The organism is Actinoallomurus acaciae (assembly GCF_042429965.1).
GTDB lineage: Bacteria > Actinomycetota > Actinomycetes > Streptosporangiales > Streptosporangiaceae > Actinoallomurus > Actinoallomurus acaciae.
Genome location: NZ_JBHLZP010000257.1, coordinates 1 through 18,869, shown reverse-complemented (window position 1 = coordinate 18,869; position 18,869 = coordinate 1). Strand labels below are relative to the sequence as shown.

Sequence of the window (18,869 nt, the reverse complement as noted above, 5' to 3'; positions counted from 1 at the left end):
AGGAACAGGGCAGCATGATCCGCCGCTACATCATCTGGCGGAACAAACACGCCGCCGACAAACACCTACGCGACATCATCAACAGGGCGAACGTTGCTTGACGCGGCACTAGACATCCCTCGGCGGAGGCCGATCGCGGTCCGTCATGTACGGGCCAGCGCCGAGTTGTCGAGAATGACGATCCCGGCGACGGCCAGGATTCCTCCCAGGACCTGGACGGCCAGTGCCCAGGAGGTGGCCAGGGGTTCGTGGAAGACGGTCGCTCCGATCAGGACGGCACCGACCGGTTCAAGAGTGTCGATGACCGGCAGACTGATCGCCAGGGAGCCGGACTGGAAGGAGCTTTGGGCGAGGAGCACCCCGGCGCCACCGACGACGACCAGCGCATAGGGCTCCCAGCGCGCCAACGCGGCCGGTCCGTCGGCCCGGAACAGGTCGGCGGCGCTCTTGGTCAGGGCGTCGAGGAGCGCGAAGAGCAGTCCGGCGGCCGCCGCGTACAGAATGGTACGAGCGTGGGCGGACGCCCGGATGCCCGCCGGTATGAGGATGGCCACGAGGAACGCGACAACGGCCAGCAGGGGCACCCAGTGGCCCAGCCCGGGTGCCGCCGACCCGACGCTGGGCGGCAGCACCACCAGGAAGGCGGCCACGCCCCCGGCGGTGCACACCGCACCGGTCACCTCGGTGCGCGTGAGGTGCTGGGCGCGGCGCCAGGCGATCAGTGGCAGCGCGAAGAGCACGTCGGTCGACGCCAGCGGCATCACGAGCACCAGGGAACCGAAGGCGAGGGCCGCGCCCTGGATGACGTACGACGCCGCGGACATGCCGATGCCGGCGAGCCACAGCGGCCGGCGGGCCAAGGACAGGATCAGCCGTGGTCGCAGCGACTGGTCCTCGGGCACGGAGGAGGCCGCGGCCTGCTGGAGCACGGCCGCGACGGCGAAGCAGCAAGCGGCCAGGAGCGCGGCCGTCACCGCGACAACGGTAGCCATGGGTCACACCATGCTCGCATGTCGTGTACGCCCGTGGGCGGGAGGCGGCGTGTCGCGGGAAGCCATCGGCCACCGGCATGAATCCGGCGGGTACCGCCCAGAACCGACGGCGGCGGCATGCATTCGCCGACGTTAACGACGGTTCACGGCTGGGTACGCCGCTTTTCGGGCACCACTGCTCACACGCGTCCCACCGGTTGGGGCCATGACGGATTGGTCGGGGGTTGCCTGGTTCGGATGGTGAGGCCACGCCCGGGAAGGCTGAGCGGTGGATGAGACGACCCCGTGGCACGCGCGTGACGTCGCCGACATCGAGCGGTCTTTGCAGACGGGCGGTTACGGCCTGACCAGTGCCGAGGCGGCGGCCAGGCTCTCCCACTTCGGCCCGAACCGCCTGCGGCAACGGCCCAGGACCCCGCTCCTTCTGGTGGCGGTCCGGCAGTTTCTCAGTCCGCTGATCTTCATCATGTTCGTCGCGATGGTGGTCACGCTGGTCGTCGGCACCTATCTCGACGCCGGCGTGATCGCGGTCGCACTCGCCCTCAACGCGATCGTCGGCGTCACGCAGGAACGCAAGGCCGAGAACACGGTGCAGGCCCTCATGCGGCTCGTGGTGCCTCGCGCCAGGCTGGTCCGCGACGGCCGCGAGCAGGAGATCGACAGCGCCCGGCTCGTGCCCGGCGACCTCGTGGTGGTCGAAGCGGGTTCCCGCGTACCGGCCGACCTGCGGCTGATATCGGCCAGCCTCGTGAAGATCGACGAATCGCTGCTGACCGGTGAGTCGGCGACCGTGACCAAGAACGTCGAACCGGTCCCCGCCTCGGCGGCACTCGGCGACCGGAGGTCGATGGCGTACATGGGAACCATCGTCAGCAGCGGCCGGGGGCTGGGGATCGTCGTCGCCACGGGCGAGCGGACCGAACTCGGTGCCATCGCCGGCCTGATCAAGTCCGGGGAGCCCGCGCGGACCCCGATACAGGACCGGCTCGACCGGTTCGCCAAGATCATCGGTGCGGCCGTCGTCGCGATCTCCGGTGTCGCGTTCGTCAGCGGCATCGCCCTCGGCCGGTCGGTCGCCGAGATGTTCCGGATCGCGGTCGCGCTGGCCGTGGCCACGGTCCCCGAAGGACTTCCCGTCGCCGTCACGATCACCTTCGCGATCGGCGTCGGCCGGATGGCCCGACGACACGCGATCATCCGCCGGCTTCCCGCCGTGGAGACGCTGGGGAGCACGACGGTGATCGGATCGGACAAGACGGGCACGCTGACCGAGAACCGCATGTCCGTCCTCGAACTCTGGGTGGCCGGGAGACGCTATCGGATCGAGGGCGGCACCCCCGATGGCGAGATCGTCGACGACGAAGACGTTCCGGCCGCCATCGAAGGCTCCCGGGCCCTGCACCTCACCCTCCTGACCGGCGTACTGACGAACGCGGCCGACGTCTACCGCACGGAAGAGGGACTGCACGCCACCGGGGACCCGACCGAGATCGCGCTGCTGACCTCGGCGATGACGGCCGGCATGGAGCCGAGCGAGGTGCGAGCGGCGTACTCCACCGACGTCGACGTGCCCTTCGACCCGGCCCGGCGGCTCTCCGCGAGCGTCCGCGACCGGCACGGGGATCGGGCGCTGTACGTCAAGGGCGCGCCCGAAAAGCTGATCGCGATGTGCGCCCGCACCCTCACCGACGGCGACGAGACCGGGCCGTTCGACGCGGGGGCCGTCACGGCCGCGGCGTCCGACCAGGCCGCCAGGGGCCTGCGCGTCCTGGCGTTCGCCTACCGGCCGCTGCCGTGCAGGACCCATCCGCCGCCCCTCGACCAGGACCCGGACGACCTCGTGTTCTGCGGCCTCCAGGCCATGGCCGATCCGCCGCGCGCCGGCGTACGCGACGCCATCGCCGCCTGCCATGAGGCCGGGATCCGGGTCATCATGATCACCGGAGACCACGCCGACACCGCCGCCGCCATCGGCCGGCAACTCGGCATCTCCTCGCCGGACGGCGCGGTGCTCGACGGCTCCCGGCTCCGGCGGCTCAGCGACGATGAACTCCGCGCCGCGAGCCGGGACACGTCGGTCTTCGCACGCGTGGCCCCCGAACAGAAGCTGCGGATCGTGACCTGCCTGCAGGACATGGGTCACGTCGTCGCGGTCACCGGCGACGGCGTCAACGACGCGCCGGCGCTCAGAGCGGCCCAGATCGGCGTCGCCATGGGGCGCGACGGCACGGACGTCGCCCGGGAGGCCGCCGACATGGTGCTCGCCGACGACAACTTCGAGTCGATCGTCGCCGCGGTCGAGGAAGGACGAGTCACCTTCGACAACGTGCGCAAGGTGACGTTCTTCCTGATCTCCACCGCGATCGGGCTCGTGGCCGCGATCCTGGTCGGTCTGTGGCTGCGGTGGCCGTTGCTCATGCTGCCGGCACAGTTGCTGTGGCTGAATCTGGTGACCAGCGGCCTGCAGGACCTCGCCCTGGCGTTCGAACCGGGCGAGCACGGCGTACTGCGGCGCACTCCCCGGCGGCGGAGCGAGGGCATCATGAGCCCGATCGTCTGGGAACGGGCCCTGATCGCCGGCGCGGTGATGGCCGTGGGCACGCTGCGGCTGTTCCGGTGGGAGCTGACCATGGGAGGGTCACTGCATCGGGCCCAGACGGTGGCGTTGAGCACCATGGTCGTGTTCCAGGCCTTCCAGGTCGGCAACACGCGGTCAGAGTGGCGCTCGATCTTCCGGATCAGCCCGTTCGCCAATCGCTTCCTGTTCCTCGCCACGGCCGCCGCGCTCGGCGTGCACGTCACCGCCCTCTACCTTCCGGTGACCCAGTACGTGTTGCGCGTCGAGCCGATCGAACTCCAGGCATGGCTCCGGATCGTCGCGGTGGCGGCAAGCGTCATCGTGGCGATGGAACTGCACAAGGCGCTCCGGAGGCGAGCCGGTCGCCGGGGGCGGTTCGACGGCCCCGAGGCGGCGGCGCGATGAACGGTGAGCCCATCGTCGTCGGTTACAACGACACGAAGCACAGCCGCGAGGCCCTGGCCTGGGCGGCACGGGAGGCCGACCGGCGCGACGCGCCCTTGACCGTCCTGTTCGCCGCCGACTACCCGGGGATGACCCTCGGCTACGGCCCCGGGCTCCTCGAACCCGCGCCGGACGCCCTCGAAGCCGCCGAAGAGGTGACCGCGAAGGGCGTCGCGGCGGCCCACGCGATACAGCCGGGCATTCGCGTCAATGGCGTCACCACGGTGACGAGCCCCGCGAACGCGCTCATCGACGCCACCGACCACGCCCGGCTCCTGGTGATCGGCACCCGGGGTCTCAGCTCCGTGCTCGGCGCGCTGCTCGGATCGGTCGCCTTCACGGTCGCCGGACGAGCCGCCTGCCCCGTGATCGTCATCAAGAAGAGTGCGGGCACCCGCCCGATCGGTCCCGGCCATCGGGTCGTCGTGGGGACGGACGGCTCATCGCCGGCGGCCAGGGCGGTGACGTTCGCCGCCGACTTCGCGGCGCAGACGTCGGCGGAGCTCGAGGTGATCACCTGTACCGGGCAGGACACCTCCGGCGCCGCCGACGCGCAGCTCCTTCGTGGCGGCGCGAGGAGCATCGCCGACCGGGCGGAGGCGTCGCTGCGCGAGACCCACCCCGCACTTCCGGTGGTCATGATGGTGGCGGACGGTGCCGCCGAGCAGAAACTCATCGACGCGTCCGCCGACGCCGGGCTGCTCGTCGTCGGGTCACGTGGGCGCGGCGCCTTCCGCGGGCTGCTGCTCGGATCCGTGAGCCACGCCGTGATCCACGGCGCGCCGTGCCCGGTCGGAGTGATCGGTGGCTGGCCGTGACGGTGGCGGCCGCGCACGAGCGATGCCCGTCACGCGACCCGTGGCCGGGTCGGCTGCGCCTGTCCGGGCGGGGAGGATCTCCGTGGGTGGTTACTGGCTCAATGTGGCGCTGATCTGCGCGCTGGTCCTGATCAACGCGTTGTTCGCGGGCAGCGAGATAGCCCTGATCTCTGTTCGCGAGGGGCAGGTACGGCAGTTGGAGCGCCGCGGTTTCGCCGGCGCCCGGACCCTGGCCCGGCTGGCGCGAGATCCGAACCGGTTCCTGGCCACGATCCAGATCGGGATCACGCTGGCCGGCTTCCTGGCCTCGGCGACGGCGGCGGTGTCGCTGGCCAGGCCGCTGACGCCTCGGCTGGGCTTTCTCGGCGGCGCCGCCGAGGCGGTGGCGATCGCGCTCGTGACACTCGTCCTGACCTTCGCCACCCTGGTGTTCGGTGAGCTCGCCCCCAAGCGGCTGGCGATGCAGCACGCCCAGCGGTGGGCGCTGCTGGTGGGCCGGCCGCTGAACGCGCTCGCGACGGTCTGCCGGCCCGCGGTGTGGGTGCTGAGCAAGGCGACCGACGTCACCGTACGGGTGTTCGGCGGAAACCCGGAGATGCTCAGGGAACAGCTCAGCTCCGAGGAACTACGGGATCTGGTGATCGGGCAACGCGGCCTGGACCGCGAGCAGCGCCGGATGGTGATCGGAGCGATGGAACTGCACGAGCGGACCCTGCGGGAGGTGCTGGTCCCCCGCCGCGCGGTGTTCACCATCCCCGCCGACGCCCCGATCGCGGCGGCCCAGGCGATGCTGGCCGCCTCCGGGCACTCTCGCGCCCCGGTGCTGGCCTCCTCGCGGCTGGAGGACGTCGTGGGAGTGGTCCACCTCCGTGACCTGCTCACCGAGGAGGGAACGGTGACCGAGGTCGCGCGTCCGGCCGTGCTGTTCCCCGACACTCTGCGGATCTCCGAGGCACTGCGCCGGTTCAAGACCGATCGGCAGCAGTTCGCACTGGTCGTCGACGAGCGCAGCGCGGTGAGCGGAATCGTCACGCTGGAGGATCTGCTGGAGGAGATCGTCGGTGAGATCTACGACGAGACCGACCGCGACGTCATGGAGGCGCAACGGTTCTCCGACGGATCGCTCCTGCTCCCGGGCAGCTTCCCGGTCCACGACCTGCCCGACCTCGGCGTCGAGATCATCGACGCGCCCCGAGGGGCCTACACCACGATCGCCGGGCTGGTCCTGGCCGCCCTGGGCCGCATCCCCGACCGGCCCGGAGATCAGGTGGAACTGGCCGACTGGACCATCGAGGTCATCAGTGTGGCCCACCACACGATCACGTCCGTCCACCTGCACCCCCGCGGCGAGGCGGGCGGTGGTGAGTGATGGACCTCCGGCGCGGCTTCGAGGACGCCCGGCGGGCGGAGGATGAGTGGTCGCTCGTCTACGAAGGCCTGGAGCCCCGTGACGAGGGTACCCGGGAGACGTTGCTGACCTGCGGCAACGGATACATGGCGGCCCGCGGCGCGGCACCGGAGGCGCGGGCCGACGGCGTGCACTATCCGGGCACCTACGTCGCGGGCGTCTACAACCGGCTCGTGTCGTACGTGGAGGGCGGGCCCCGGGAGGACGAGAGCATCGTCAACCTCCCCAACTGGCTTCCCCTCACCTTCCGCGCCGACGAGGAGGACTGGTTCGAGCCGGGCTCGTACCGGATCGTGGACCATCGCGCCGCGCTGGACCTGCGCCGCGGGCTGTACCTGCGCGACCTCACGGTCGTGGATCCGCGCGGGCGCCGCACGCGTGTCCGGCAGGAGCGGCTGGTGTCGATGGACCGGCCGCACCTGGCGTACCTGCGCACCGTCCTCACGCCCGAGGACTGGTCCGGCGCCCTGTGCGTACGGAGCCTGCTGGACGGGCGGGTGGAGAACGGCAACGTCGCGGAGTTCGCCGCCCTGGCCAAGCGTCACCTCGGGCCGCCTGCCACCGGTCACGACGAACACTCCGTGTGGCTGGTCGCCGAGACCACGACGTCGGGTATCCGGGTCGCGGAGGCGATGCGCACCGCCGTGCACGCCGGGTCCGTGCCGGAGCGCAGGCCGGTCGGAGGACCGGGCTGGGCGGGTGAGGAGCTGACCGTCGCGGTCGAGCCCGGGAGTCCGGTCACGGTCGACAAGACGGTCGCCGTGTACACCTCACGGGACCGCGCCATCAGCGAGCCGCTCGACGCCGCGCGCCGCGAGCTCGCCGACGCGCCCGGCTTCCCCGCGGCGCGTGACGCGCACGCCCTCGTGTGGGAGCAGTTGTGGCGGCGCTTCCGGTTGTCCTTCGACGGAACGGATCGGGTCGCGGATCGCCGCGCCGTCAACGTCCACCTGTGCCATGTCCTGCAGACCCTGTCGCATCACAGCGCCGACTGGACGTGGGCGTGCCCGCCCGCGGGCTGCACGGGGAGGCGTACCGGGGGCGGGTCTTCTGGGACGAGCTGTTCGTCTTTCCGCTACAGAATCTGCGCATGCCCGAGCTGACCCGGGCGCTCCTGCTCTACCGGTACCGGCGGCTGCCGCAGGCCCGCCGGAACGCGGCCGCGATGGGTGCGGCGGGCGCGCTGTTCCCGTGGCAGAGCGGCAGCGACGGCCGGGAGGAGACGCCCGAGGCGTTCTACAACGTCCGGTCCGGGCGCTGGATGGCCGACAACTCCCGGCGGCAGTACCACGTCAACCTCGCGATCGCCTACAACGTCTGGCAGTACTTCCAGGTCACCGCGGACGTCGACTTCCTCACCGCCTACGGTGCCGAGCTCCTGGTGGAGATCGCGCGGTTCTGGGTGGGCATCGCCGAGCACGACACGGTACGGGACCGCTACCACGTGCGGGGCGTGATGGGACCGGACGAGTTCCAGGACGGCCATCCCGGCCGGGCCGCGGGTGGCCTGGACGACAACGCCTACGTCAACGTCATGGTCTCCTGGGCGCTCGCCCGCGCCCGGGACGCCTACGACGTGCTCGGCGGGCATCACACCGGTGACCTGTGGGAACGCCTCGGGCTCACCGATGCCGAACGGGACCACTGGGACCACGTCGGCCGCCGCCTGTACGTCCCTTTCCTGCCGAACGGCCTGCTCAGCCAGTTCGACAGGTACGACGACCTCGAAGAGCTCGAATGGGACGCCTACCGCGCCCGGTACGGCGAGATCGGGCGCCTGGACCTGATCCTCGAGGCCGAGCGCGACACCGTCAACCGGTACAAGGCGTCCAAACAGGCCGACGTGCTCATGCTGTTCTACCTGTTCAGCGCGGACGAGCTCACCGCGCTCCTGCGCCGGCTCGGCTACGACTTCGACCCGGCCACCATCCCCGCCACCATCGACCACTACCTCGCCCGTACGAGTCACGGCTCGACGCTGAGCCGCGTCGTGCACTCCTGGGTCCTCGCCCGCGCCGACCGGCGAGCCTCATGGCACCTGTTCACCGAGGCGCTCGACGCCGACCTGTCCGACACCCAGGGCGGAACCACCCGGGAGGGCATCCACCTCGGCGCGATGGCCGCGACCGCCGACATCCTCCAACGCTGCTACACCGGCCTGGAGACACGCCACGACGCCCTCTGGCTCCACCCGTGCCTCCCCGACGCCCTCGACGCGCTCGACTTCGACCTGCGCTACCGGGGACACCGGATGACGTTCCACATCACCCACGAACGGATCTCGGTCCACGCGATGCCCAGCGCCGCACCCCCGGTGACCGTGATCATCGACGACCGCCGCCACGTCCTGCGCAGCGGCGCCCGGATCACCGCCGACACGACGGCACCGTGAACTCGCCCGCCCGGCGGAGGACGGTGATCGCGGCGGAAGGTAGGGTCATCGGGCGGATGGCCGCACCCGTGCCGCTGGAAGCAGGGTCGGGGCGGAAGACGGGAGTGCGAGCCGTGGTTCCATCAGCAGATCGACGAGGGTCGGACTCCGACGCGGAACTGCGGGAGTCTCGGCAGCCGGCCGGAATCGAACAGCGGATGCAGGCCAAACTGGACAAGGTTCTGCTGCGCCCCGAATATCGGGAAGGTGTCGAGCGGCTGATGCGCGGTCAGTGGCGCGAGCCCGTGATCGCGCTGCGCCTTGACGAGAACCACGACCTGGGGTTCGACGTACCCGGCCGGCGGCTGGACGGCACCGTCAAGGGGAAGCGGCTCGTCCGGCGTTTCTTCTGGAACATCGCACGGGGCATGGCCGGCCTGGTCATCAACGTCTTCATGCTGTTCAACGCCGGGGGCGTCGGGAACCCGTTCAGGCGGGAGATCCGGGTGACCGGCCCGGCGGACGCGATGGCACTCGGCCTGCTGGACGCGCTGCGGCCCGCGAAGGGGCCCTGGCTGGTCTGTTCACCGTCGAGCCTCGCACTGGTGGACACCGGACCCACGTACCTGGATCCGGCCGACGCCGCGCCGCCCCGGATCCTGTGGCAGGCGCGAAAGCCACAGGGCCCGGAGGTCAACCTCCGTACCCGCGCCCTCACCTGGCCGGACGGCTCCAAGTTCAAATTCCCGCTGTACCGCGAGTCCGAGGCCCGGCACCTCCAGAAGTACTACGGGCCCTCGTACACCATCAACTGGCACGGCAACCCTGAATGAGCCATTCGGGGCCCAGAATCGTGCGGCGGACGAGCGTACCCCGCCAGCGCCGGAGCAGATCGGCGTCCTTGTAGTCCACGTAGGTGGCGTCATCGAGGGGGTTGCGCTTGACGCGCCGCCGGTCGGGCACGGGTCTTCCTCCTCCTGGCCGGGTGGAGTGCGGTCGCTGGTCGCGTGGTCTCACCGGTCGGGGGTGAGAACGCCGGTGGCGTAGGCGCGCACGAGCCGGCGTGGCACGAGGTGACGTCGCCCGTCGATGACGATCGGCACCAGATCGGGGCGCCGCGCCTTCCACTGTGAGCGCCGGGATCGCGTGTTCGCCCGGGAGGTACGCCGTTTGGGCACTGCCACGGGGGTCTCCTTCCGCTGGAATGTGGGGTTGTCAGGCGGCGGCGCGGCCGAAGCGGAGCCGGGCGTCGAGCCGGGCGGCGTCCAGGTCGCCGTCCGCCAGCCATCCGGCGACGGCGTCGGTGTCGTCGTCGGTGAGGATCGGGCCCACCGGGATCGCCGCGCCGCGCGGCCGCCGATCGGTGTCACAGGGTTGCACCACCAGGTAGCAGCCGCTGTCGTACGCCGGGCCGATCTGGCAGCGCGGCGCGCGCAGCAGGCATCCCGTACGGATGAGGACTCCGTGCCGGCTTCGCCGCACGACCGCGGCGAGCCGCGACAGCAGCTCCGGCGGACGATCGCCGGTGCAGCACGGGCCCGCCCGGCAGACGGCCACCGTGAAGGACTGGTCGGTCACTGTTCCTCCTCACCGTCGACGCGTCGAGCCTATCGATATTGGTTTTCATTTTCAATACAACCGCGACGCCACGGCCAGGTCTCTCGGGATGTGCGGGTCGTCGGCCGCGAGAATCTCAGGTGGGCAGCCGGAGGTACGGAGCGACGCTGCGGAGCTTCTCGCGCGTCTCCTCGTACTCTCGCTCGGGAGTGGACTGCCGCATCACCCCTGCCCCCGCGCGCAGCCAGGTCTCCCCTCCGTACCGGAAGACGGTGCGCAGCACGAGCGCGGCGTCGAGGGCGCCCTGGGTGTCCGCGGTCAGCACGGCTCCCCCGTAGAGGCCGCGGGAGCCGGGCTCGTGGCGGGCGAGGGCGGCAAGCGCGGCGGCCTTCGGGACGCCGGTCGCGGTGACGGCCGGGAACAGCGTGCCGAACGCCGGCCATGGGCCGACGCCGACGCGTAGGCGTCCGGCGACCCGGGAGGCCAGGTGCTGTACCGAGCCGCGTTCTTGGACGGTCATGAACTCCTCGACCGCGACGGAGCCGGGCCGGCAGATCGTCTGGAGTTCCTCGCAGGCCAGCCGTACGGAGATGGCGTGTTCGTGCACCTCCTTGGCGTCCGCGAGGAGTTCGGCGCGCAGGCGCCGGTCCTGCTCGGGACCAAGGCCGAGGGCCCTGGTGCCGGCGAGCGGCTGGGTGGAGACCCGTCCGCCCGGTTCTATCCGCGCGATGGTCTCCGGGCTGAACCCGGCCGCCCGCCAGCCACCCAGGTCGAGGAGGAACGACCGGGCCGGGGTGTTCCCCCGCCGGCCGGCGAGGTAGGTGGCCGCCAGGTCCGGCCGGACCCCGTCGGGAAGCGGGACGGCGCGGGAGAGGACGGCCTTGTCGATTCGCCCTGCCTTGATGTCGGCGATCGTGTCGGCCACGCCGTTCTTGTAGGCGTCACCGTCCTCCCCCAGGATGCGTTCGACATCGCCGACCGGTCGGGTGCGGGCGAGCGGATCGCCTTGGGGCGCGCTGCGGAGCAGCCGGGCCACCTTGGCCGTCCAGGTGCCATCGACCGCGTGCAGTTCGGCCTTTCCGGGCGTGAGGACGGCTTCCACACTGGGCACCAGCAGCTGAAGCAGCGGCCGGGTGCCCGCGTACGGCCGGTCGCCGTGCAGCAGATGGGCCAGTTCGAAGGTGGCCCAGCCGAAGACCCGCCGTCCGCCGGGGTGGACCGCGCCGAGGGCCGAGAGCGCCGCCGCGATCCGGTCGAGCGGGCGGCCGCCGGTCGCGACGGTCCACTCCCCTCCGGCGGCGCGGGCGGTGATCCGTACCGCGTCCGCGGTGAGCGTGACGGCGGCCCCCGCGGCAAAGTGCCAGCAGCCCTCCCGCTCGTAGACGACGTACTGGCCGCCGAGGCCGGCGGCCAGGTGCGCGGCGGCGCGGGCCGGATCGTCGGGCGCCTGGAGGACCTCTTCGTAACGCACGGCGGGAACCTGATGTGCCCAGTTCTGCCAGGGCGTCCGTACCTGCTCGATCATTGTCAGACTCTTCTCCGCGAAGGTTTTCGCCGGTCGGCTCGGGCGGGCGTTCACCGGGCGGCGGCCAGGCGCCAGCCCTCGGCCCGCGCGCGCTCACGCCAGAAGTCCGCATAGGTGCCGCCGGCGTCGACGAGTTCGCCGTGCGTGCCCTGCTCGGTGATCCGGCCGCCGTCGAGGACCAGGATCTGGTCCGCGGCCAGGACGGTCCGCAGCCGATGGGCGATCACGAGGAGCGACTTGTCGGTGGCCAGTGTGGCGATCGCCGATTCGAGGATCGTCTCGTTCTCGGGGTCGAGAGCCGCGGTCGCCTCATCGAGGACCAGGATCGGAGCGTCCTTGAGCAGCGCGCGTGCGATGGAGATCCGCTGCCGCTGGCCGCCGGACAGGGAGGTCCCGCGCTCGCCGACCCGGGTCGCCCAGCCGTCGGGCAGCTCCGCGACGACGCGGTCCAGGCCCGACAGCTCCGCCGCGCGCCCGAGCTTCTCGGCGCTCGCGCCGGGGTCGCCGATCCGGACGTTGGCCTCGATCGTGTCGTCGAAGAGATAGACGTCCTGGAAGACGATGGCGACGGTGGCGGTCAGGCGCTCGGGCGCGATGTCGCGCACGTCGGCTCCGCCGATGCGGACGGTTCCAGCCGTGGCGTCCCAGAAGCGCGCGAGCAGCCGTGCCACGGTGGTCTTGCCGGCGCCCGAAGGACCGACGAGTGCCGTCAGGCCGCGCTCGGGAAGGCGGAAGCCGACACCGTCGAGTACCGGCGGCGGGGCCGCGGCGGCGGGTGCACGCGGGTAGGCGAAGCGCACCCGGTCGAACTCCACATCGGTGCCGTTCGGCGTCTTCGGGTCCGCGGGCTGCGGGAAGGGCGTCTCCTCCAGGACCGCGTTCAGCCTCTCGAGGTTGTTGCATGCGATGCGCAGGCCGGCCCCGAGGTCGGCGGCGCCGGACACGCTGTCGACCAGCCGGCCGGTGAGCACGACCAGGGCGATGAGGGTGGGCGCGGCGAGGGTACCGTCCAGCACCCAGGCGACCTGGAGCGCCAGCAGGAGGGCGAAGACCATGCGGGCGGCGAAGGCGAAGGACACCAGGCCCGGGACGCCGCGCACGATCAGGGCGCGGTCCGCGCGGGACTCCGCCCGCAGGGCCTGCTCCAGGTCGGCGTGTCCGTCGACCGTACGGCCGAAGGCCCGCAGCACCGGCTGGTTCTGGGCGAACTCCAGCACCCGGTCGGCCGATTCGTCGATCGCGGTCTCGCGCCCGCGGTCGAGGCGGCGCACCACGCGGGTGCTCCAGACGTGCACCCCCAGCAGCACCGGTGCGCACAGCAGCAGGACGAGCGCGACGCGCCGGTCGAAGAGGAAGGTGGCGAGGATGAGGGTGACGGGTGTGAGCACCGAGCCGATCAGGGGCCGGAGCAGGTGCGCCGGCATGTTCATCACCTGGATGACGTTCTGGCTCGCCATCCGGCCGAGTTCGGCGGCCCGCGTGCCGGTGAACCAGCCGACCGGAAGTTCCAGGGCCCGGTCGGCGAGCCGCCGGTGCAGGACCCGGGAGATGCGCGAGCCGACGGTGAACCCCCGGCTCAGGCACGCGGCCTGGACGACGGCGTAGCCGAGCGAGCACAGGATGAGGGCCGTGAGCCAGGGCCACGCCGGTCCGGATCCGTGGGCGAGGAGCGTCCGCAGGAGCGGTACGAGCAGGGCGAAGGCCACGCCCTGCAGGACGGCGGCACCGGCCATCAGGGCGAGCAGGCGCTTGAGGGGGCCGGAGCCCTCGCGCCCCAGGACGTGGAAAAGTTGGCGGATCATCGATGCGTGCCCTTCGCGCTGAGGTCCGTGGAGGACGTCGTCGTGGTGAGGGGGCCGGCGGCGTCCAGGCCCTGGGCGTGCCACATGCGCGCGTAGCGGCCCGTCGCGGCCAGGAGTTCCTCGTGGCGGCCCTGCTCGGCGATCCGTCCGCCGTCCAGGACGACGATGCGGTCGGCGGAGCGGACGGTCGAGAGGCGGTGCGCGATGACGAGCAGCGTGCGGCCGGCGGCGAGGGTGGACAGGGCGTCCTGGATGAGCGACTCGGACCGTGGGTCGGCGAACGCCGTGGCCTCGTCCAGGACGACGATCGGTGTGTCGGCGAGCAGTGCGCGGGCGATGGACAGGCGCTGGGCCTCGCCGCCGGACAGCGTGACGTCGGCGCCGAGGACCGTGGCGTACCCGTCGGGCAGCGCGGTGATCCGGTCGTGGATCTGCGCGGCCCGTGCGGCCCGCTCCACCTCGGCGTCGGTGGCCTCCGGACGGCCCAGCCGGATGTTGTCGGCGACGGTGGTGCGCAGCAGCCGCACGTCCTGGAGGACGAAACCGACGTGGCGGTACAGCTCGGCGGCCGCGATCTCGCGTACGTCGGCGCCGCCGACGGTGACCGTGCCGGCGGTGACATCGTGGAAGCGGAGCAGCAGCGCGGCCAGCGTCGACTTGCCGGATCCGGACGGCCCGACCAGTGCGGTGACCGTTCCCGGTTCCAGGTCCAGGTCGATGTCCTTGAGCACGTCGGTGCGCCCGTCGTAGGAGAACGACACTCCACGCATCGACACCCGGGCGTCGGCCGGGGCCACGGGGTCGGCCGGCTCCGGCAGAACCGGCGCGTCGAGCAGAGCGGTGATCCGGGCGGCCGCGGCCTGACCGGTCCTGATCTGCTGCATGCGAGCGCCGACCAGTCCCATCGGCGCACTGACCAGCGGGCCGAGGAGCACGAAGGGCACCAGGTCGGCGGCGGGCGTCCAGCCGGCCGCCACGAGGGCGACTCCGGCCGTGACGAGAACGAGCAGCACGACGACCGGGGCGACGACGAGCAGGGCGGCGGTCGAGGGGATGAGGGTGGCCCGGACCCACCCGGTGAAGAACTCCGCGAAGGCGTCGGTCGCCGCCAGGAACCGGCCGTGGGCGCTTCGGCCGCGGCCGAAGGACTTCACGACGGCGATGCCGTTCGCGAACTCCACCGCGGCCGAGGAGATCCTGCCCTGCGCCGCGCCGTACTCGGCCATGTTCGCCTTGGCACCGGCCATGGCGCGGCTGAACAGGTACACCCCTGCCGCGAGCGGCAGGACGCTCAGCAGCGCCGGCCGCCAGTCGACGGTGAACAGGTAGACCAGGGCGAGGGCGGGGGCGGTGAGCAGCGTGGTGACGTCCAGGAGCGTGTGGGCGACCAGCGAGTGCAGGGCGCTCACGTCGTCCTGGATGGCGCTCTTCAGCTCACCGGATCCTGCGGCGCTGATCCGGCCGAGCGGCATCCGGCCGATGTGCCCGGCCAGGTCGAGGCGCAGGCGCAGCTGCATCCGGTTGTCGGCGAGGTGGCCGACGACCCCGGCGCAGAATCCGAGGATCAGCGCGGCGAGGCCGGCGGCGCAGGCGAGGCTCACCAGGGGCCACAGGCGGCCGCCGGTGGGCGCGGTGCCGCCGCTGAGCCGTTCGGCGATCAGCGTGACGGCGATGAAGGGCACGACGCCCGCGAGGGCACCGGCGGCCTGAAGGGCGATGGCCACCGCGAGGGTGCGCCGTACACCGCGCAGGACGCGGCGCAGCGGGGGCCTGTCCGGTGGGTACGAAGCGGTCGCCGTGGCAGGGCGTTCGCTCATTTGGTGAGAACTCCGATCTCGGGGACGGCCTGGCCACCGGCTTCGGTGATGCGGTGGCTCGTCATTCCGGCCTCGCGGGCGAGTTGGGCGACGTCGATGGTGTGCCAGAGGTAGCTGTCGCTGACCTCGCGGACGGTGCGGTCGTCCCGCAGGACCTTCCAGGTGGTGGTGAACCGCATGGCGTCACCGGACGCGGGCTCGCCGCCGATCCACCACTCGTAGGTCTGGCGGCCGATGGTCTCGCGCAGCGACATCACCGGCGGGATGTGGCGAGGCGCGCTGACGCCCATGAGCTCGACGATGATGGAGCCGCCGGGCGGAAGCCGTTCGGCCAGGCGCCGCCACAGGGCGGTGCGCTCACGCCGGGTCAGGTGGCCGGCCACGCCGAAGATGACCACCGCGGACACGCGGTCCGGCAGCCGCAGGTTCTGGGCGAAGCCGTCGGTGACGGTGACGCGGCGGCGCAGGTCCGGATCGCCGGCGACGCGGGCGGTGAGGACGGCGCGCATGGTGGCGGACGGTTCGGCGGCGATGATGTCGGCGCCGGGCAGTGCGGCCGCGATGACCTCGGTGATCCGGCCCGTGCCCGCGCCGATCTCCACGATCGGGCCGTGGGAGGCGTCGACGGACGCCAGCGCGCGGGCGAGCGGAGGGCCGCTGCCGGCGGTGTGGCGGACGGCGACCATGTCGTAGAACTCCGCCGAGGGTGTGTAGTAGTCGATCATGCGTCTCCTGGGCGCGGTGCGTAGGCGGGGCGGACGGTCAGGGCGTGCTCGGCCACCCCCGGGTGTCCCGGGCGAAGGACGGGCTCAGCCGCCGCAGGACGGTGCGCACGACCCGTTCGCGCCCCGGGTTGAGGTAGAAGTGGTCGCCGGGGAAGACGTGGACGGCCGTGCGCGCCGTGGTCAGCGCGGTCCATCCCCCGGCGTGGTCGGCGCTCCGCGCGAGCCGCAGCTCCGGGTCGGCGTCGCCGGTGAACACCTCGATCGGGCAGTCCAGCGGGCGGCGCGCCACCGGCCGGTAGGTCTCGATGAGCCGGTAGTCGTTGCGGACGTAACCGAGCACGGCCGTGCGCAGCTCGGGGTCGGCCAGCACCTCGGGGTGGGTGCCGCCGAGCCGTTCCAGCTCGGCGCACAGCGCGGCGTCGTCCTGCCGGTGCACCTCACCGGTCCGGGCGATCCCGGGTGCCTCACGGCCGGAGGCGAACAGCCGCCGGGGCCCCGACACTCCACGGTCGCGCAGCTCATGGGCGAGTTCCCAGGCGACGGCCGAGCCCATGCTGTGGCCGAACAGGGCGTACGGACGATCGAGCACCCGCAGCAGAGAGCCGGCGACCGCGCTCACCAGCTCGTCCATCCGGTCGACCAGGGGGTCGCTCCAGCGGTCCTCCCGGCCGGGGTACTGCACGGCGATCAGCTCGACGTCGGGCGGCAGCAAGGTGGCCCAGGGACGGTAGGAGCCGGCCCCGCCTCCGGCGTGCGGGAGACAGACCAGCCTGAACCGCGCCCCCGGGCGCGCCGCCCAGCACCGCAGCCAGGGGCCGAGGCGACGCTGCCCGGATCCGGTGGTCCGGGAGGTCGGAGGGGAGGTGTTCACCAGGCCACCGGCATCCGCTCGACGCCGAAGGTGGCCGAGTCGTGCTTGAACACGATCTCCTCATACGGCACCGCGAGCCGGAGCGTCGGCACACGCTGGATGAGCGTCCGCAGTGCGATCTCCAACTCCAGCCGGGCGAGCTGCTGGCCGATGCACTGGTGCACGCCGTGACCGAAGGCCAGGTGGTGGTTGTCGTCGCGGCGGAGGTCGACGGTCTGCGGGTCGGGGAACCGGCCGGGGTCGTGGTTGGCCCCGGCGATCAGGCCGATGACACCGTCGTCGGCGGGGATCGTTTCGCCGGACAGCCGGATCTCCTCGGCGGCGACGCGCAACGGGATGGAGTCGGCGACGGACAGCACCCGCAGCAGCTCTTCCACCGCGGAGGGCACCAGGTCGGGCTCGGCGCGCAGCTCCTCCAGCAGGTCGGGGCGCCGGAGCAGCAGCAGGGCCGACAGGGCGATCATGCTGGTGGTGGTCTCGCGGCCGGCGTTGATGGTGATGCCGACGACGGACAGCAGCTCCCGCATGGTGAGGTCGCCGGTCAGCAGACGGTCGGTGACCAGCCGGGACAGCAGGTCCTCACCGGGCCGTTCCCTGCGCTCGGCGATGAGGTCGGACAGCATCGTGAACAGGCCGCTCAGCGCCTCGGCGACCTGCTCGGCCGTGCTGGTCCTGGAGCCGGAGACGCGGGTGACGTCCCGGAAGAACTCCAGGTTCTCCCGGGGGATGCCGAGCAGCTCACAGATCACCGACGTCGACACCGCGTTGGCGTAGGACGCGACGAAGTCGGCCGGCTGCGGCGCGGCGAGCATGTCGTCCAGGACGCCGTCCACGATGGCCTGGACGGCGGGCCGCATCGCGCGGACCTTGCGGACGGTGAACTCCGGCAGCAGCATCCGGCGGTAGCGGGTGTGCTCCGGCGGGTCGGTGCGGATGAACGGCCGCAGCCTGGCACCGGCCTCCTGCTCGCCCACGCCGAGCGCGGGAAAGCCCGGCCGGCGGATGTCGGCGCTGACGCGCGGGTCGGACAGCAGGGCGCGGACGTCGTCGTAGCGGGTGACCACCCAGGCGGGGCGCCCGGTCGGCAGGGTCACGCGGGCGACGGGTTCCTCGGTACGCAGGGTGGCGTACTCCTCGGGCGCGGCGAAGGGACACCCGCGGCGGATCGGGAAGTCCCGGGGAGGCGTCGGGGGCACAGGTGCGTTCATGGCTGGTCCTCTGTCGGGGTGATGGGGTCGGGGGTGAGTACGGCGAGGGGCGGGCCGCCGGGGCGCGCGGTCAACGGCCGCGTGCGGAGTCCGGACTCCTCCGCGACGCGGTCGAGTCCGAAGGGGATCCAGCGGTAGGAGTCGTGCACCTCGCGGAGCGGGGCGGCGCCGTCCTCCCCGGCCGCGTCGAACACCCGGTAGGCGCTGTGCAACCGCATGGCGGAGGCGTCCTCGGGGTCGGGGGCGCCGGAGAACCACCACTCGTAGCGGTGCCGTCCGGCGTGGGCGGTGGCCATCCGGGCCGGTGGCAGAGTGACGGGCTCCGCGACTCCCATCAGCTCGACGACGACCCGGCCGCCGGGAACGAGCCGTTCCCGCAGGCGGCTCCACAGGTGCTCGCGCTGTCCGGCGTCGAGGTGGCCGAGCACACCGCAGAGGATCGCCGCGCCGATGCGGTCCGGGAGTTCCAGATCGGGGGCCGAGCCGTCGGTGACCGTGACCCGCCGGCGCAGGTCGGGGTCGCCGAAGACGCGGCTGGTCAGCACGGCGCGCATGCCGGTGGCCGGCTCACAGGCCAGGATCTCCGCGTCCGGCAGGGCCCGCGCGACGGCCGCGGTGACCAGGCCGGTGCCGGCCCCGATGTCGACGATCACGCCGTCGGCGGTGTCGAGTCCGGCCAGCGCGCGAGCGACGGCCGGACCGCTCGACGTGGCGGTGTGCGTGCCCGCGACGAGGTCGAAGAACTCGGCGGAC

17 protein-coding genes are annotated in these 18,869 nt (G+C 72.2%); 6 read left to right on the top strand and 11 right to left on the bottom strand.

Features of this window, described 5'->3' with window-relative positions; translation table 11 throughout:
* Positions 1–143: 143 nt before the first annotated feature.
* Positions 144–992, bottom strand: coding sequence for a DMT family transporter (locus ACFFNX_RS28905; RefSeq protein ID WP_378208833.1), 849 nt, complete (start codon positions 990–992; stop codon positions 144–146).
* 268 nt (positions 993–1,260) lie between these two features.
* Between ACFFNX_RS28905 and ACFFNX_RS28900 the strand changes: the two genes are divergently transcribed.
* The 6 genes from ACFFNX_RS28900 (at position 1,261) to ACFFNX_RS28875 (ending at position 9,444) form a co-directional block, all read left to right on the top strand.
* Positions 1,261–3,975: a cation-translocating P-type ATPase gene (locus tag ACFFNX_RS28900; RefSeq protein ID WP_378208831.1), complete on the top strand. Its 2,715-nt coding sequence runs from the start codon at positions 1,261–1,263 to the stop codon at positions 3,973–3,975.
* On the top strand, positions 3,972–4,832 hold the full coding sequence (locus ACFFNX_RS28895) for a universal stress protein (RefSeq protein WP_378208830.1): 861 nt from the start codon (positions 3,972–3,974) through the stop codon (positions 4,830–4,832). Before ACFFNX_RS28900 ends, ACFFNX_RS28895 begins: the two co-directional genes overlap by 4 nt.
* An 82-nt stretch (positions 4,833–4,914) precedes the next feature.
* Positions 4,915–6,201, top strand: a complete 1,287-nt coding sequence (locus tag ACFFNX_RS28890; protein ID WP_378208828.1) for a hemolysin family protein — start codon at positions 4,915–4,917, stop codon at positions 6,199–6,201.
* Entirely contained in the window at positions 6,201–7,343 is a 1,143-nt protein-coding gene (locus ACFFNX_RS28885; RefSeq protein ID WP_378208826.1) for a glycoside hydrolase family 65 protein, read from the top strand. Before ACFFNX_RS28890 ends, ACFFNX_RS28885 begins: the two co-directional genes overlap by 1 nt.
* Positions 7,244–8,632, top strand: coding sequence for a glycosyl hydrolase family 65 domain-containing protein (locus ACFFNX_RS28880; protein ID WP_378208824.1), 1,389 nt, complete (start codon positions 7,244–7,246; stop codon positions 8,630–8,632). Before ACFFNX_RS28885 ends, ACFFNX_RS28880 begins: the two co-directional genes overlap by 100 nt.
* Positions 8,633–8,829: 197 nt before the next feature.
* Positions 8,830–9,444, top strand: a complete 615-nt coding sequence (locus ACFFNX_RS28875; RefSeq protein ID WP_378208823.1) for a hypothetical protein — start codon at positions 8,830–8,832, stop codon at positions 9,442–9,444.
* Here ACFFNX_RS28875 and ACFFNX_RS28870 read toward each other — a convergent pair.
* The 10 genes from ACFFNX_RS28870 to ACFFNX_RS28825 all read right to left on the bottom strand — a co-directional run.
* A complete protein-coding gene (locus ACFFNX_RS28870; protein ID WP_378208821.1) occupies positions 9,419–9,574 on the bottom strand; it encodes a hypothetical protein in 156 nt (51 codons plus the stop codon). The genes ACFFNX_RS28875 and ACFFNX_RS28870 overlap by 26 nt on opposite strands.
* Before the next feature lie 50 nt (positions 9,575–9,624).
* Complete coding sequence (gene rpmF / locus ACFFNX_RS28865) at positions 9,625–9,795, bottom strand: 50S ribosomal protein L32 (protein ID WP_378208819.1); 171 nt, start codon at positions 9,793–9,795, stop codon at positions 9,625–9,627.
* A gap of 31 nt (positions 9,796–9,826) precedes the next feature.
* Positions 9,827–10,189, bottom strand: a complete 363-nt coding sequence (locus tag ACFFNX_RS28860) for a hypothetical protein (RefSeq protein WP_378208817.1) — start codon at positions 10,187–10,189, stop codon at positions 9,827–9,829.
* 115 nt (positions 10,190–10,304) lie between these two features.
* Positions 10,305–11,693, bottom strand: a complete 1,389-nt coding sequence (locus tag ACFFNX_RS28855) for a salicylate synthase (protein ID WP_378208816.1) — start codon at positions 11,691–11,693, stop codon at positions 10,305–10,307.
* A gap of 50 nt (positions 11,694–11,743) precedes the next feature.
* Complete coding sequence (locus ACFFNX_RS28850; RefSeq protein WP_378208814.1) at positions 11,744–13,495, bottom strand: ABC transporter ATP-binding protein; 1,752 nt, start codon at positions 13,493–13,495, stop codon at positions 11,744–11,746.
* Positions 13,492–15,312 (bottom strand): ABC transporter ATP-binding protein, encoded by a 1,821-nt coding sequence (locus ACFFNX_RS28845; protein WP_378208812.1) that lies wholly within the window; start codon positions 15,310–15,312, stop codon positions 13,492–13,494. The genes ACFFNX_RS28850 and ACFFNX_RS28845 overlap by 4 nt, the downstream gene beginning before the upstream one ends.
* On the bottom strand, positions 15,309–16,037 hold the full coding sequence (locus tag ACFFNX_RS28840; protein WP_378208810.1) for a class I SAM-dependent methyltransferase: 729 nt from the start codon (positions 16,035–16,037) through the stop codon (positions 15,309–15,311). The genes ACFFNX_RS28845 and ACFFNX_RS28840 overlap by 4 nt, the downstream gene beginning before the upstream one ends.
* Before the next feature lie 37 nt (positions 16,038–16,074).
* Positions 16,075–16,908: a thioesterase II family protein gene (locus ACFFNX_RS28835; protein WP_378208809.1), complete on the bottom strand. Its 834-nt coding sequence runs from the start codon at positions 16,906–16,908 to the stop codon at positions 16,075–16,077.
* Positions 16,905–18,116 (bottom strand): cytochrome P450, encoded by a 1,212-nt coding sequence (locus ACFFNX_RS28830; RefSeq protein WP_378208807.1) that lies wholly within the window; start codon positions 18,114–18,116, stop codon positions 16,905–16,907. The genes ACFFNX_RS28835 and ACFFNX_RS28830 overlap by 4 nt, the downstream gene beginning before the upstream one ends.
* Positions 18,113–18,869: class I SAM-dependent methyltransferase (locus ACFFNX_RS28825; RefSeq protein WP_378208805.1), on the bottom strand; the 757-nt coding region annotated here is incomplete at its 5' end. The genes ACFFNX_RS28825 and ACFFNX_RS28830, both read right to left, overlap by 4 nt.

Excerpts from the sequence above, each read along its gene's own strand:
- ACFFNX_RS28850 (WP_378208814.1), bottom strand. The coding sequence starts at position 13,495 with ATGATCCGCCAACTTTTCCACGTCCTGGGGCGCGAGGGCTCCGGCCCC.
- ACFFNX_RS28875 (WP_378208823.1), top strand. The coding sequence starts at position 8,830 with ATGCAGGCCAAACTGGACAAGGTTCTGCTGCGCCCCGAATATCGGGAA.
- ACFFNX_RS28845 (WP_378208812.1), bottom strand. The coding sequence starts at position 15,312 with ATGAGCGAACGCCCTGCCACGGCGACCGCTTCGTACCCACCGGACAGG.
- ACFFNX_RS28855 (WP_378208816.1), bottom strand. The coding sequence starts at position 11,693 with ATGATCGAGCAGGTACGGACGCCCTGGCAGAACTGGGCACATCAGGTT.
- ACFFNX_RS28895 (WP_378208830.1), top strand. The coding sequence starts at position 3,972 with ATGAACGGTGAGCCCATCGTCGTCGGTTACAACGACACGAAGCACAGC.
- ACFFNX_RS28830 (WP_378208807.1), bottom strand. The coding sequence starts at position 18,116 with ATGAACGCACCTGTGCCCCCGACGCCTCCCCGGGACTTCCCGATCCGC.
- ACFFNX_RS28905 (WP_378208833.1), bottom strand. The coding sequence starts at position 992 with ATGGCTACCGTTGTCGCGGTGACGGCCGCGCTCCTGGCCGCTTGCTGC.
- ACFFNX_RS28885 (WP_378208826.1), top strand. The coding sequence starts at position 6,201 with ATGGACCTCCGGCGCGGCTTCGAGGACGCCCGGCGGGCGGAGGATGAG.
- ACFFNX_RS28840 (WP_378208810.1), bottom strand. The coding sequence starts at position 16,037 with ATGATCGACTACTACACACCCTCGGCGGAGTTCTACGACATGGTCGCC.